11 protein-coding genes are annotated in these 14,356 nt (G+C 46.7%); 6 read left to right on the top strand and 5 right to left on the bottom strand.

Features of this window, described 5'->3' with window-relative positions; translation table 11 throughout:
• Positions 1–14: 14 nt before the first annotated feature.
• Positions 15–575 (bottom strand): DUF2799 domain-containing protein, encoded by a 561-nt coding sequence (locus tag ACJJII_RS01570; protein WP_444918074.1) that lies wholly within the window; start codon positions 573–575, stop codon positions 15–17.
• A gap of 248 nt (positions 576–823) precedes the next feature.
• On the opposite strand from ACJJII_RS01570, the gene ACJJII_RS01565 reads away from it, so the two are divergent.
• The 3 genes from ACJJII_RS01565 to ACJJII_RS01555 all read left to right on the top strand — a co-directional run bounded on the left by ACJJII_RS01565 (position 824) and on the right by ACJJII_RS01555 (position 7,268).
• On the top strand, positions 824–2,245 hold the full coding sequence (locus tag ACJJII_RS01565; RefSeq protein WP_444918073.1) for an amidase: 1,422 nt from the start codon (positions 824–826) through the stop codon (positions 2,243–2,245).
• A gap of 472 nt (positions 2,246–2,717) precedes the next feature.
• Positions 2,718–4,283, top strand: coding sequence for a M28 family peptidase (locus tag ACJJII_RS01560; protein ID WP_444918072.1), 1,566 nt, complete (start codon positions 2,718–2,720; stop codon positions 4,281–4,283).
• Between the two features lie 357 nt (positions 4,284–4,640).
• Positions 4,641–7,268 (top strand): TonB-dependent receptor plug domain-containing protein, encoded by a 2,628-nt coding sequence (locus tag ACJJII_RS01555; protein ID WP_444918071.1) that lies wholly within the window; start codon positions 4,641–4,643, stop codon positions 7,266–7,268.
• A gap of 126 nt (positions 7,269–7,394) precedes the next feature.
• Here ACJJII_RS01555 and ACJJII_RS01550 read toward each other — a convergent pair whose 3' ends face one another.
• The 4 genes from ACJJII_RS01550 to can form a co-directional block, all read right to left on the bottom strand.
• The gene (locus ACJJII_RS01550) at positions 7,395–8,126 is read right to left on the bottom strand and encodes a glycerophosphodiester phosphodiesterase (RefSeq protein ID WP_444918070.1); all 732 of its coding nucleotides are present in this window, start codon (positions 8,124–8,126) and stop codon (positions 7,395–7,397) included.
• A gap of 159 nt (positions 8,127–8,285) precedes the next feature.
• Complete coding sequence (locus tag ACJJII_RS01545) at positions 8,286–8,798, bottom strand: flavin reductase family protein (RefSeq protein ID WP_413663130.1); 513 nt, start codon at positions 8,796–8,798, stop codon at positions 8,286–8,288.
• Positions 8,799–8,901: 103 nt separating this feature from the next.
• The gene (locus ACJJII_RS01540; RefSeq protein WP_444918069.1) at positions 8,902–10,518 is read right to left on the bottom strand and encodes an FAD-dependent oxidoreductase; all 1,617 of its coding nucleotides are present in this window, start codon (positions 10,516–10,518) and stop codon (positions 8,902–8,904) included.
• Positions 10,519–10,612: 94 nt separating this feature from the next.
• Positions 10,613–11,269 (bottom strand): carbonate dehydratase, encoded by a 657-nt coding sequence (gene can / locus ACJJII_RS01535; RefSeq protein WP_413663129.1) that lies wholly within the window; start codon positions 11,267–11,269, stop codon positions 10,613–10,615.
• A 136-nt stretch (positions 11,270–11,405) separates the two neighbouring features.
• Between can and ACJJII_RS01530 the strand changes: the two genes are divergently transcribed.
• The 3 genes from ACJJII_RS01530 to ACJJII_RS01520 all read left to right on the top strand — a co-directional run bounded on the left by ACJJII_RS01530 (position 11,406) and on the right by ACJJII_RS01520 (position 14,128).
• Positions 11,406–11,609, top strand: a complete 204-nt coding sequence (locus ACJJII_RS01530; RefSeq protein WP_413663128.1) for a hypothetical protein — start codon at positions 11,406–11,408, stop codon at positions 11,607–11,609.
• 136 nt (positions 11,610–11,745) lie between these two features.
• On the top strand, positions 11,746–12,255 hold the full coding sequence (locus tag ACJJII_RS01525; protein ID WP_444918068.1) for a GNAT family N-acetyltransferase: 510 nt from the start codon (positions 11,746–11,748) through the stop codon (positions 12,253–12,255).
• A gap of 1,150 nt (positions 12,256–13,405) precedes the next feature.
• Positions 13,406–14,128, top strand: coding sequence for a hypothetical protein (locus ACJJII_RS01520; protein ID WP_413663126.1), 723 nt, complete (start codon positions 13,406–13,408; stop codon positions 14,126–14,128).
• Positions 14,129–14,356 lie beyond the last annotated feature (228 nt).

Raw genomic sequence — 14,356 nt, 5'->3', positions numbered from 1 at the left:
ATTTTAGAGCAGGGTCACAGGTAGGGAGAACGGGCCAATACTTCCTGATACTCGGCTTCTCGTTGCATTAGTTCGAACTGCAAGCCAGTAATTTCCATCCCCAGTTCTGAATGCCTGACCTTTAGGCGAGTAATATCAGCGAGCAAAGTCACCCGCTCAGAGTTGTCGACTGTCTCATCTACCAATAAAGCACCGATCTCTGTCATATCATCGAGAATATGCTCTCTCGCCAGTTCCAGGTCATGAATTGCCGATACCAGTTCCTCGACAGCAGATTTGGCAAGAAAAATATCCTGGCCTGAATTGTATCCCCGCAAGAATAACCCTTCGAGGTCTGCGGGGCAGACCCCGTTATAGCTGTTGCCAGAGCGACCCTGATCAAAGCCGCGCAGCTCGGTGCAAAAAAGCTCTAGTCCTTCAGCTCGCCCATTGCGATAAGCCGTTGTATTGACTGACACACCGTACTTTGCACAAGCCTCACGACGCCCCCCTAAATAAGAAATGTCTCGACCTGCTGCACCATCTTCATACCCGATTGCCTGCCAGTCTGCGACATAGCATTCATCTTCGCTCATGGTGGCACATCCCGAGATCAATGAAACTAAAAGAAAGAGGAGTGCAATTTGAGAGGGAAATTTCACAGCGGTTATCCGTGTCGGTGATTTCACCAAAGCTTACTGTGAATTTCCTGACTGGAAGCTGAACTTTCTGTATTGCGTGAAATTATTCCATCGGATCTTTTTAAGAGAAGGTGGAGCAAGTATTTAGCTACCGACGACTAGTCTGATGAAGTTAGCGGATCAGTAATTGGAAGGCTTACTCGATGGGCGATTTCGTTGGGATGACAGCTCTTGAGTTGTTGCATGGATACAGGAAGAAGTCTTTCTCACCGGTTGAGGTTACCGAGGAGTTACTCAACCAAATTGAGCGACTTAATAGGCATGTTAAGGCTTTTTGTTTGATTGACAGAGAGACAAGCCTCGCCTATGCGCGGGAAGCTGAACACCGCTATATGTCTGGTAATGCGTGGGGATTACTTGATGGGGTGCCAGTGGCAATAAAGGATGTCTTCTATACACCGATGTGGCCAACGGTTTTCGGCTCCCAAATAATTGATCCAGAGACGACGCTGGGATGTGCGGCCCCTTGCATTGCGGCATTACAGCGCAACGGGTACACGCCAATAGGGAAAACTACGACACCGGAGTTTGGTTGGAAGGCGGTGACGGATAATGCCATAGACGGTATTACGAGAAACCCCTGGGATAGGGATAAGACATCGGGTGGTTCGAGTGGCGGGGCCGCTGTTGCAGTATCACTGGGATTGAGCCCTCTGGCTGTGGGGGCTGATGGTGGTGGATCTATCCGGATTCCTGCCAGCTTTTGCGGCACAGTTGGGTTCAAACCGAGTTTTGGGCAGGTTCCCCATTGGCCATTAGGTACCTTCTCCTCCCTAGTGCATGTGGGGCCCTTAGCATCGACGGTGGAAGACTGTGCACTGATGATGAATGTAATCAGTGAACCGGATCATCGGGATATCCGCGCAATACCTCGCCGGAACATTGATTTCCTTGCAGCTACAGAGGGAAGGTTGATTGAAAGAACAGGAAAGTTGTGTATTGCATACAGCTCCAGTCTTGGTTACGTAGAACCTGATCCCATGGTGGTGAGCAACGTTTCTGCTAGTGTAATGCACTTCCAGGAATTGGGTGCTGAAGTTGTAGAGGTTGACCCAGGTATTGATGATGCTAGTGCAGCTTTTGGCTGTCTATTTTGCGCGGGAATAGCGAGCATCTTTAGGGCGATGGATAGTACCAGGCGTCAACTGGTGGAGCCCCAATTGTTGGAGGTCGCAGAACAAGCGGACAAATTATCCTTACCTGATTATCTCGACGCGCTGAAGTGGCGAGATAATTTTGTCGAGCGATTACAGGAATTTTTTCTGAAATATGATCTGTTAGTGACCCCAACTTTACCCATTACCGCATTTAGTGCTGGGGCCAATGTGCCGGATAATAATCCAGGCTCTCTATGGTATTCCTGGACACCTTATACCTACCCCTTCAATTTATCAGGCCATCCGGCAATATCAATCAATTGCGGTTTTTCAGGGAATGGTCTGCCAGTAGGTCTGCAAATAGTAGGCAGAAAATATGCTGATGAGACCGTTTTATGTGCAGCCGCTGCTTTACAAAACCAGCAGGGATTAAAAAGGAGGCTTCCTGGTTGGGTAGATTCTGTATGAGTTGCAATCTTAAAATTCTTCTTGTAGATCTAATTAAAATAAAGGGCTGAAAAACCCTTTAGTTCAGAAATTATTCCTAGTTCTATTTGCTATTAATAGTGTTTTTATATTCTATGTTTTTTGTGTATTTGTGATCCACTTAAAGTTTATTGCGGCTCTTACGCTGAAAGATGCCAAATTGTTTTAGTATTTATTTGAATGTGCTAGCTTTTCCTTGCCGGATTGGTCAATCCGGTTTTGTTTGTTCTCTCTGCGCTTTTCGAAATTCGAATAATAAAAATATTTCTGGATTGTCCGCGATTGTTTATAGGTATGGCCTGTAGTTCCATCCTTATTGATTTTTATATTATTTGAATATTATTGAGATTCAAAACTGCTGTTTGTGCAGGCTTCTTGCATGTGTGTTTATTGCCTGCCTGTGTTTTTGAAATATCAGGGATTCGCAGGGGGCTAACTTAATGTGGAGAAGATAATGAAAAAAATTATTAGTAGGTCTTTAGTTGGGGTTCTTGCACTCCCCGGCGCTGTTATGGCAGAAGAGCTGTGGATAACTATAGGTAGTGATGGTTATAAAACCTTAAAGCAAAACAGTAGCCTGGTTGCCAAGCAACCACTCGCGATTCAAGGTGAGGAACGTAACGGAGTCACTATTCTAAAAGTTAATGAAAAGAATCTTTCCGAAATATCGACTCTGATGCATATCAACCATAACCGTTGTGGCGGCTTTATGGTACATGACTCATTGGAGGAAGCAGAAGCTGCCCAGGTTTCATCGCTGACGACAACAGTGAATAACGTGATCGCTTACTCTATTGATAATGCAGATGTGGTTAACGCCCTGCAAGCAGAGATCTCAGAGTCTAATATACGGTCGACTATTCAAAGTTTGTCGAATTTTACTAATCGCTATTACACCACCTCAACCGGCGTGGATGGTGCTGAGTGGATAAGGGATGAGTGGCAGGCATTAACGAGTTCACGAAGTGATGCTTCTGTCGAACTTTATAGCCATAGTTGGGCGCAACCCTCTGTAATTTTGACGATTCAGGGGCAAACTGATCCGGATGAAATTATCGTGCTGGGGGCGCACCTGGATTCTACGGTTGGTTTTGGTACTGGTGAAGGTACGAGAGCGCCGGGGGCTGACGACGATGCGTCTGGCATAGCAACATTGACAGATGTCATTAATGCAATTGTAGCTACAGACTATAAGCCGGATAAAACGCTGGCTTTTATGGGGTACGCTGCTGAGGAAGTGGGGCTGCGGGGGTCAGATGATATTGCCAGCGATTACAAATCACAGAATAAAAATGTGATAGGTGCCTTGCAGTTGGATATGACTAATTACTATGGCTCAAATAGTGATATCTATATTATTGGAGATTACACCAATAGTGCCCAGAATAGCTTTCTTGAGGATCTGGCCCAGACCTACCTGAGCGGCCTCACTGTTGGAACAACTTATTGTGGTTATGCGTGTTCTGATCACGCATCTTGGTATAACCAGGGGTATCCGGTTTCCTTTCCTTTTGAAGCGACTTTTAATGGCTCAAACCCTTATATCCACACTTCAAGTGATACCCTCGCCAATAGTGGTGGAGATGCCAGTCATGCGGTGAAGTTTGGAAAGCTTGCTGCTGCCTATGTCGCTGAATTGGCCAAGGGTTATATAGGGGATGATCCGGGCCCAGACCCCGATCCGGACCCCGATCCCGATCCAGACCCCGGTGAGGAACAAACAGAAACATTTAGTGGTGATGTGGGTCGAGGTTCGGAGGATCACTATGGACCTCTCAGTGTAACGCCCGGTACAGATTTTATCGCGGATATGACCGGTACTAATGATGCCGATCTATATGTCCGTTTTGGTGCGGCACCTACTTGGCGCTATTACGATTGCCGTCCCTATGAGGGAGATAGCTCTGAGAACTGTTCCTTAACCGTGCCAAGTGGTGAGAGTGAAGCCTATTTTATGGTGCGGGGTTACAGTCGCCTTGGATCGGATTATGAAGTTGACGTTACTTATACACCTCAATAGACGGTGCTGATTTCACCTATTTATTTTTTTAAGTGAATTCATTGCTGTCACTTTTGCTTCAGCCTTTCTAAAAGTCACGTTTGGCAGTTTTTGGTATTTGCTAAACGTGTACCCCCTCCTTTTAAAATAAATATCGCGACATTAATTTTTTGATTTGTTGGAAGTTGACATTTAATCGCGTAAAAGATCTACCCTAGGCGTGCACTAATTTCTGGCATGGATGCAATTTAACGGAACGTCAGTATGCCGCTTTTTTTGTTTAACCCCTGCACGGATCTAATTTGATGTGCATTGCTTTGATGAATTATCCGGTGATGTTCTGTTTGATGTTAATAATGAGAAGAGAGGGTGGTGAATATGAAGCGTTACTTGTTGAGACCTTTGTCATTGGCGGTGGCAGTTGCGATTTTTAACTCTGGTGGGTATGCGATTGCTGAGGAAAAGGAAGAGGGTGCCTCTAATACTGCTGATCGGGCAATGGAGGAAGTGATAACCACAGGTACACGCAAAGAGGGTGTATCTCCCACCGAGACTCTTTCTCCGGTAGATGTGGTTGGCGGAGAGGACATTGCGGATCAAGCGAGCTTTGATCTTACTGAGTCCCTGGCAAAAATTGCCCCTTCATTTAATACGCAGAGATTTCCAATTGCTGATGGTACCGCTTTTATCCGCCCGGTAACTTTACGTAATTTATCTCCAGATCAAACTTTGGTACTGGTCAATGGAACTCGCCGCCATCGCTCTGCGCTGGTTAATTTGCAGCTTGCCCCTCTGGGCACAGTTAACCAGGGTGCCCAAGCCGTCGACTTTTCGGCGCTACCCTCTATGGCTATAGAGCGAGTTGAGGTTTTACGTGATGGCGCTTCAGCACAATATGGCTCCGATGCGATTGCCGGTGTCGTTAACATTATCCTGAAGGATGATGCAGAGGGATTTAGCTTATCAGCTCAGACAGGGGAGTATTTTGAAGGGGATGGAACCCGGATGAGTATTGCCGCAAATACGGGATTTGCGCTGGGTAATACAGGATTTATTAATGGCACCGTTGAATTTTCCCGCGCAGATAAAACCTGGCGCAGCGAAGCGCGGCCGGATGCGCTGCAGGTAGGATCAGTTGTGGGAAATAATTTAGTACCACTGGATGGATTGGGGCAGAGATGGGGTGATCCCGATGTTGAGTCCCTGAAGTTTTTTATTAACAGCGGCCTGGAGATCTCTGATTCGATAGAGCTCTATGGAAATTTCGGTTATTCACAAAATGAAACAATTTCTGACTTTTTCTATCGTGGACCGGTGCTCGACCCAGAACACCAGTTTACTGCGAGAGGTACCCTGCAAGTAGACAGCCCCAATGATCCCCTTGATCCGAATAGTATCGACTACATGCCCGACCCAGCTCCCCAGTCTTTAGTGGATTCTATTTTAGCGCAAGGCCTAAACCCCTCGGATTACCTGGTAGCAGATACTACCAGCGACAGTGGGTACGTGTTGCGAAACCCAATTTATACTCAGTTCCCCGGCGGCTACAACCCTGAATTTGGTGCAGATATTTATGATATCGCTGCTGTATTCGGGGCGCGTGGAGAGCTTGCCAATGGTCTCTCCTGGGATCTACGCGGACGTTTGGCTGAAAATGAAGTGGACTATGTCCTGAAAAATTCCATCAATCCAAGTTTGGGAATTTTGTCTCCTACCTCCTTCAAGCCGGGCACCCTCACGCAGGAAGAGTCCAGCCTCAATGCAGATTTTGTCTACCCCATTGATGTCATGGCCTTTGCTTCGCCATTGAACCTTGCATTCGGCGCTGAGTGGCGTGAAGAGACTTACTCAATTGGTAGGGGGGATGCAGCGTCCACTGAGGTAGGTCCAACTGCTGCGTATTTTGGTGTGGGTTCAGATGGTTTTCAGGGGTTCCCGATTGAAGCGCTGGGCAGTTTCAGTAGCGAGAGTATTGCAGCTTATATTGACCTTGAAGCCGATGTGACTGAGGCTCTGACTTTGGGAGCGGCTTTACGGTTAGAGGAATATGATGAGTTTGGCTCGACATCGGATTGGAAATTGTCAGCACGGTATGATGTGAATGAACAACTGGCATTTCGAGCGACGGTAAATACTGGTTTCAGGGCGCCAACACCCGGACAGGTGAATACCTTAAATGTTACTACTACGACAGACTCCAGTGGCAACCTGATACCCAATGGAACCTACCCTGTGGCTCATCCGGTGGCATCAGCGCTCGGAGCCGTTGAGCTGGAACCGGAGGAATCCACCAGTTTCACCTTGGGTGCGGTTTTTGCCCCACTGGACAATACCAGTGTGACAATAGATTACTACAACATCGACATCGAGGATCGCCTGGCTCTGCGCAACAATGCCATCGGAGATGACGAAGTGATTCTGTTGCAAAATGCCGGTATAGAAAATGCAGCACTACTCAACGGCAGCAATGCAAACTATTTCGTCAATGCTTATGACTCGGAAGTGTCTGGTATAGATCTGGCAGTTACCAGTGATTTCGAGATTTTTGAAAGTTTATTAGTGGTGGATTTACGCCACAATCACAATCGCCAGGAAGTTACCAGTGTTACGCCAAATACCATCAATGCCTCACGGGTATTTGACCTGGAAAACCAAGTTCCTAGTGATCGAACGACTTTAACTTTTGACCTCGATACGGGTGATTTATTTGCAGGGTACCTGCGTTTTAATCGCTATGGCAGTTGGGAATCAACAGGCGGGTTGTTTGGTGCTGGGGATGCCAATGATACCTATAGTTATGGCAGTGAAATTCTCGTTGATATCGAAGCGACGTTTACGCTGTATGAAAATTATAAATTGTCGTTGGGGGGCGAGAATATCTTTGACGTAATGCCTGATGATGAGCAGGAGCCCACATTGCGATATCTCGGGGTACGCCATGCCCTCACATCACCATTTGGCTTTAATGGTGGTTATTGGTATTTACGTGCTAGCGCAGAGTTTTAAGCTGTATAAATAGGGGAGACTATTTAGCCTCGAGTCTTTTCCTGCTTTAACTCACAGCAGTAGCCCGGTAATTGTCCCGGGTTACTGTCTGTTTTCTTAATTGGTGAAGAGGATCTTCTCCAACGTCTAAGTGCCAGTTTTTGTGAATTCAACACGGGCATTAAAATCGGATACGATTTGAGGTTCATCAGTGAAAACCCCATCAATACCTTGAGCTGCCAACAGCATCAAATCGTTGGGGTCGTTGACGGTAAATACGTAGTTCTTAAGCCCGCGCTGTTTTGCATCGGCTATTAAATCTGCATTTATAAAATCTACGTTCGTATGTAATGAATAGGCCTTTAATGGAGCAGAGCAGGCTGCAAGATCGAGGGGAACACCGGAAACCAGAACTCCCCGCCGAACCTCAGGAGCTAATTGCAGGCACTGGTACAACTGGCGGTGATCAAAAGAGGAGACGATGTATTGCTCGTAGCTTGCACCAGTATCCTGCGTAAAGGTGTGGATTTCATCCGCGAAAAGGGCTGCACAGTTAGGCCCTTTCAGCTCGATATTGAGTTGGGCACTATTTCCCACAAGTTCCAGGACTTCCCTTAATGTAGGGACCTTATTCCCGCAAGGGAGAGGTCTCTCTTTCAGGGCATCGGGATGCATTTCAGTGATGAGTTCAGAGCCCGCGATTAGGCGTCCGAGTCGCCGGTCATGCTTGACCAGAAGCTGCCCACCAATATTCCACACATCAATTTCGATACCCCCGACGTTGAGTTCCAACGCATGCCCGATTGCTTGGAGAGTGTTTTCACTGGCTCGCTGTTGATAGCCCCGGTGGGCGAAACAGAAGAGCGTAGTTGAAGTCATGGCTTATCAGTCCATTTTCATGGTTTGCTTCAGACTGCCCTTGAATTATTACGAGGTCACTAATGCAACACCAAAGTTTCTGCCAAATACTGGTTAATTGGCATTAAAAAATTATTTTTATAGCCTTTGGGTAGTGATTAGGCTCCAAAAAGTGAGCTGCTACTCTCCAGCCAGTGCACGGTAACAGCCTTGATGAAAGACCAGGGGTTCACCACCAAAAGCGGCAAATTCCAGCACCTCTCCAAGCAATATTGTGTGATCTCCACCATCAATGCATTGCGCGCGGCGGCAATGGAAATAGGCTGCACACTCCTCTAGGCGAGGTATACCATTGGGGCCTTCATACCAGTTGACCTGTCCAAACTTGTCTGCCCCTCGACCAGCAAATAGGTTTGAGACATGTTGTTGGTCTGCTCGCAGGATATGCACGGCAAAGTGCTCCCGGGTGGTAAATGCTTTATAGCCCATGGATTGCTTATCGATACTCCATAGAACCAGGGCGGGGTCGAGGGAAACGGAATTAAAGCTGTTAGCCGTCATGCCGGCAGGTTGGCCATTGGTATCCTGAGTGGTAATGACGGTTACACCGGTAGCAAAGTGGCCGAGGGTGTCCCGCAGTAGCCGGCTTTGCTCGGGTGACGGGGAAATCGTACGGCTTTTCTCTGTCGTCATACTAGGGCTACTTGTACCAAAACTTTGAAGGGCCGCCATTTTAAGGCAAAAGTTAACGGTTTGCGCGCTTTACCTCGAATAGCTATTAAAATAAGTATGATTATCAGTCATTTTTTGACTGGTCGTTCATAATTGGCTGGCACTCTTGGCTGAGCCTTTCCCGGAGGGCGATCGCACTACCGGTAAGGGCAAAACCGAGTAGATTGCCCTTTTCGTCGCGAAATTCGGCGCAAACCCCTGAATCTTCTATGTTGATTTGCCAAGTCCCCTTGGTATCAGGGCTTGGCGGGCAAACGGTAGTTGGGTGCAGGGTTGTCTTTACGGCCACAGGAATAACGCCAAAGCAAACGGGAGTCAGATTTCCTGACAAAGTTTGTGCCAGACTCTTCGCACAGCTGATTAGGGGGGCGACAAAGAGTAGCCGATGGCCGTCTATTTCTGCGCAATCCCCCAGGGCGTAGATATCGGGATCGCTTGTTTGCAGATATCGATCTACAGCAATACCTCTTTGCACGGCTATACCGGCCATGGAGGCTAAGCCGGTGTTAGCCTCAAGTCCGAGTGCGGCGAGAACAACATCCGCTTCTATTTGCTCTCCACTACTCAGCTGGGCCCGGAAACCGGTGCTCAATTTCTCGATACGGTTTAATGATGAGCCCCCATGGAAGCGAACGCCATAGTCTTCCAGGGCCGTCTGCAGATCGCGCCCGGCGACTTCCGGCAGCAGTGTCGCCAGTGGCCATTGCTCCATGTCAACCAGATCCACTGCGAAGCCGGTCTGTATCAAATCGTTGGCAAATTCACAACCAATCAAACCAGCGCCCAGGAGTAGTATGCGCTTGCGCCCCACCACGGCAGTGCGAAAACGGTGGTAGTCTCTGAGATTATTTATGCGAAAGATATGTGATTGGGCATCCCCCTCATAGTGGGGAAGTTTGCGGCACTTGGCCCCGGTTGCCAGAACTAGCTTTCCATAGGGAATCTTGGATACATGCTCTGCACCATCCTGCTGAATCGTCAGAGTTTTGTTTTGGCGATCTATATGTATTACCCGCGTGTGAACCAGAATTTGTGCATTGAGTTCGCTAGCCATATCTTCGGCACTGGAAGTGCTGAGTTGCTGTGCAGTCTTGCCGTGAGAGAAAGAGGCTGACAGCAAAGGCTTGGAGTAAAAAGCTCCATCATCGGCAGTGATTAACAGGAGAGGAGACTGGGGGGTAAGCTTGCGAAACTCTCGCGCCAGATTATACCCGGCCAGCCCTGTGCCAATAATAACTAAAAGTGCTGAGGTTGTAGTGGTTGTTTTTTGGTTGGCTGAAGGGGACGGGGCGATGGGGGCTTGGCCTACAAGAACCATATCAAATTCTTGTTTACTAACGCCGCATTGAGGGCAATTCCATTCGTCGGGAATATCCTCCCACCGAGTACCAGGAGCAATGCCATCTTGTGGACATCCCTCGGCCTCATTGTATGTCCAGCCACATACCATGCACTCCCAGATCCGGAAGCCATCATTGCTAGCTAAGCTGGCTTGAGTGGTATCGGCGCCAATCTCCAGCATGGAGAAATCTTGTTTGGCTGCACCACACTCCGGGCAGTACCAGTCTTCAGGTATATCTTCCCAGCGAGTACCGGGAAGAATTCCATCCTCGGGCCAACCTTTGGACTCATCGTATATCCAGCCGCAGTTCTGGCACTGCCACTTTCTGTATGCCGACATGTTTCTCCACCAAGCAGGGTCGAGCCCGATAAATAAATACCGGGGCTTTCCCATTTATAGTGGTAAAAACAAAAGGAGTTGTGGTTGGGCGGTATTATTCCGTGCTGCGTTGGGCGATTTTGCTGAGAGCACTTTGATAAATATCAGCAATTTCCCCCGGGTGCTTGATTGAAATACCCAAATCGTGCACCAGGCCATCCTTGAGTCCATATACCCACCCATTGACGGTCAGTTCCTGGCCCCGACGCCAGGCATCGCGGACAATGGTGGTCTGGCAAACGTGTATTACCTGTTCCAGAACATTGAGTTCGCACAGTAAGTCTGTGCGTTGCTGTTGCTGGAAAAGATCTATCAAGGTGTGATGCTTATCCCTGACATCCTGAATGTGTCTCAGCCAGTTATCGATCAGGCCAAGCTGCTCGTTATTAAGTGCAGCCTGGACACCGCCGCAGCCGTAATGACCACAGACAATAATATGTTTTACTTTTAGGATTTCTACAGCGTACTGCAGTACTGAAAGGCAGTTCAGGTCTGAGTGGACTACTACATTGGCAACATTTCTGTGGACAAAAAGCTCCCCGGGTAATAGGCCGACAATTTCATTCGCGGGAACGCGACTATCAGCGCAGCCAATCCAGAGATATTCAGGGCTCTGCTGCTCAGACAGTTTAAGAAAAAAGTCAGGCTTATCTTCGCGAGTTGCCTCTGACCAATGTTGGTTGTTCTCTATTAAATGATTAAGCGGGTGCAATGAATCTATCCTGATGTGACCGTTTGGACAATTAGTCAGCAGGATAGCGACTTTGTTCGTGCGCGCCAAGTGTATCTGGTCTAATCTAAAAAGATGACTATTGCCTAAAACCTGGTCTAAAAAGGAATCTAAGATCATGGGAAGAAAGAAAAGCGCCATTCCCAGAAGGCGGCAGAGGGTTTCCAGGCACTCGAATTCAGTGGGGCGGCATCGCTTGAGAGTGCGTCAATTGCTTGCAAGACGGACGCGTTTGCGTAGCTATTTACAGCATTTTCCAATGGATGAAAAAGCCAATATCGAGGCAGTACCGGAAAAGAAGGGTGCTGAAGTTACGGAGTAAATCCGATATTGTACCCTCTGTTGTCCACGCTTTATCAGTGATCTATAAGTGTGGTGGATAAGTTGGCTGTATAAGTGGTTATTAAATTACATTCAATAAAACCGTTGAGCTAATGGAAAAGTAAAAAGAGAATCATATGGTGTTGTCAGGTTGTAATGTAGGTATTGATTTAAAAATTAGTTTGGCGAATTATGATGACTTGCATGATGCAAAAAGCATAATTGCTTTAATGGAAGAGTATGCACTTCATCCATTTGGTGGTGGTGAAGCTCTTTCTGATCATTGTCGAACAGGGTTGGTGTCGGCACTAAATGAATTTCCTGGAGCTTTTAGTATTTTAGCATATCGAGATGGTGGAGCTGTTGGTCTTATTAATTGCTTTACTGGTTTTTCCACTTTTTTATGTAAACCTCTTATTAATATTCACGATGTTGTTGTTAGTGAATCTGCACGAGGTTTGGGCGTTTGTACGGCTATGCTGGGTTTTCTTGAGAAAGAAGCAAAAGATAGGGGATGTTGTAAGTTAACCTTGGAAGTTCTACAAAAAAATTACACTGCGCAGGCTGCTTACCGTAAGACTGGGTTTAAACCGTACGCCATGGATGAGGAGTTCGGTCAAGCCGAATTTTGGCAGCGATATCTTTAATGTTCACCTTTTCAAATTTGTAGTCATTGTATGGAGCTATCTTCCGATAAGCCGTGGCTGTGATCTGAAAGCTACGGCTGACCAATACTGTTAGATATTTTATTGGTAGCTGCTGAAGTGCGATGTACCCCAATTATTAGTTCCATAGATTGGGTCTGTAGCCCTGAGACTTTACTGATTGATAATATTAAAAATAATGTCCATACAAACGGTGGTAGTAGATACACAGAAGCTTTATGGAAGGGAATGTTTCTTGGGGTTTTGGGTGTTTTAAGATTCCTAAATACCAACATCATATTTCTTGACTTCGGTGACGCTAGTGCGTGAAAGCTGGTAGGAGAAAGCGACATTTATAGGGATCTAATGGTTGTATTCCAGTAACATCATGGATACCTAAAGATATTGTCTCCGTAGCTCTTCTAAGAGAATTAGTAGTTAAATTAGCGATCCTCTATTCAAACAAATTTCTGACATGCCGTTGCGCCGACTTTTACTCGCCATGAAAGCCATTCATTTTGTTGTACCTGCAAGTTACTGGTTTCGATGAGTGATATGGCTAATGATAAAATTAGAGGGTTTACTCTTTGGTCATGCTCAAGAATTAAAGGCTACCAAATATATTTGGCTCATTCCCCCGGAAATCCTGTGCTGATAGCTGGAGTTTTATGCTTATGTGACGTGGGAAAAATTATTTGATGTTTATTGCGTCAGCTTGACGTTATTTCGCTTAAATAGTTTAAGTTTCTTTTGGGTGAATGAGAATAAAAGAAGAGGCTTTAAGTACTTTTGAAGATATAGGTTTTCCAATGATTGATAGTTGGTTCTAGGTCAGGAGTTACCTGGAATTTTTGATGAGCCTATTTTGGGGATACCTTAAATAAACCTCACTAGAGCTTTATATAAAACGTTCACTCTTTTGGTGCATCCAGCTGGAAAATTCTTCAACTACTTCAGGTTAAGTCATTCACTTTGGAGGTATTTCAGCTGTTTCATAGTTTTCCCTTATTTTTAAATCCTTGTGTTAGTCACTGTCTCCATAGTGTTTGGCTAAAGGAGGCGTAAAAAACGAGGTTAGCCTCCCTCCATGTGCAATACTTTTTGGGTACTGGACCGCCGGTCTGATGTACAGCGAGCAAGGAGGGAACCTGCGATGCGTTTAAATTCAACTTTGGCTCAGGGTCGCTATCACTACAGTTGTGATGGCAGGGAAATGCCTGTGCAAGATAGTTGGCAGTTAGGGAATGATGAGCAGGGGCGACGCTCGCTTGTCAGTCGGCGCTTAGTCGGGGACCAGGGGTTTGGTATCGAAGTATTTGCTCTTTTGGAAGGGGGGCTAGTGAGTGAGTGTGTTGTGCATTGGCGAGATGAAGTTGATGAGGTTAGCGCCCACTACAAGTTAATTCCAGAAGAGGGAAAGAGTCCTGCGATAGGTGATGATATTCAAGCCAGCTGGACAGGCCCCAATGGCCCTCAGCAACTCAATATCGAAGGGGAAGAGCGGCTATTGTTTCCACTGATGCGGGTTTTTATGGGGCCTGTCTTGTCGAGGTTGGTACAACATGAAAATGGCCTGGAAGTTGTGTCCCCTGATATTGTCGATCCATCTCAGCGGGGTAAGTTGCTCTCTCCTAGGGTGAGCCATCGCACGGCAAGATCAATGGCGGGGGATGTTTCGAGCCAGAAGGCTCAGGAACTGGGTTCTGATATTATTGCTTACATTTACCAGGGCGATGAAGCTGAAAGAGATGCCCATTGCTATGTAGATAGTCGGAGCCTGTTAGTGGGGTACGATTGGCCATCTAGTACTGGCCGCCTGTGGCAGGTTCGGCTGAGGGACTTGGAGTGGTCGTCGAGCTTAAAAGGACTACTTTAGCCCAGCTTGAGGAAACTTTATAACCACTATTGGTCACACAAATAGGCTTAAATGGAGATTGCTGTTTCTATACCTGTCATTATTTAGTTTTTGTTCTAGCTAAGCTGAAATAAGGGCTTCTCTAGCCTGATTGGCTGTCTTGTCACGATAATCGCAAAATTATGTAGTGGGACTTGTAATCCTCTCCAGTGTAAGCTTGCATCACGATTGCAATAAATGACTGGGGGA

Source organism: Microbulbifer maximicatervae (SeqCode) (assembly GCF_052467825.1).
This window is presented reverse-complemented; position numbering and strand designations above follow the sequence as displayed.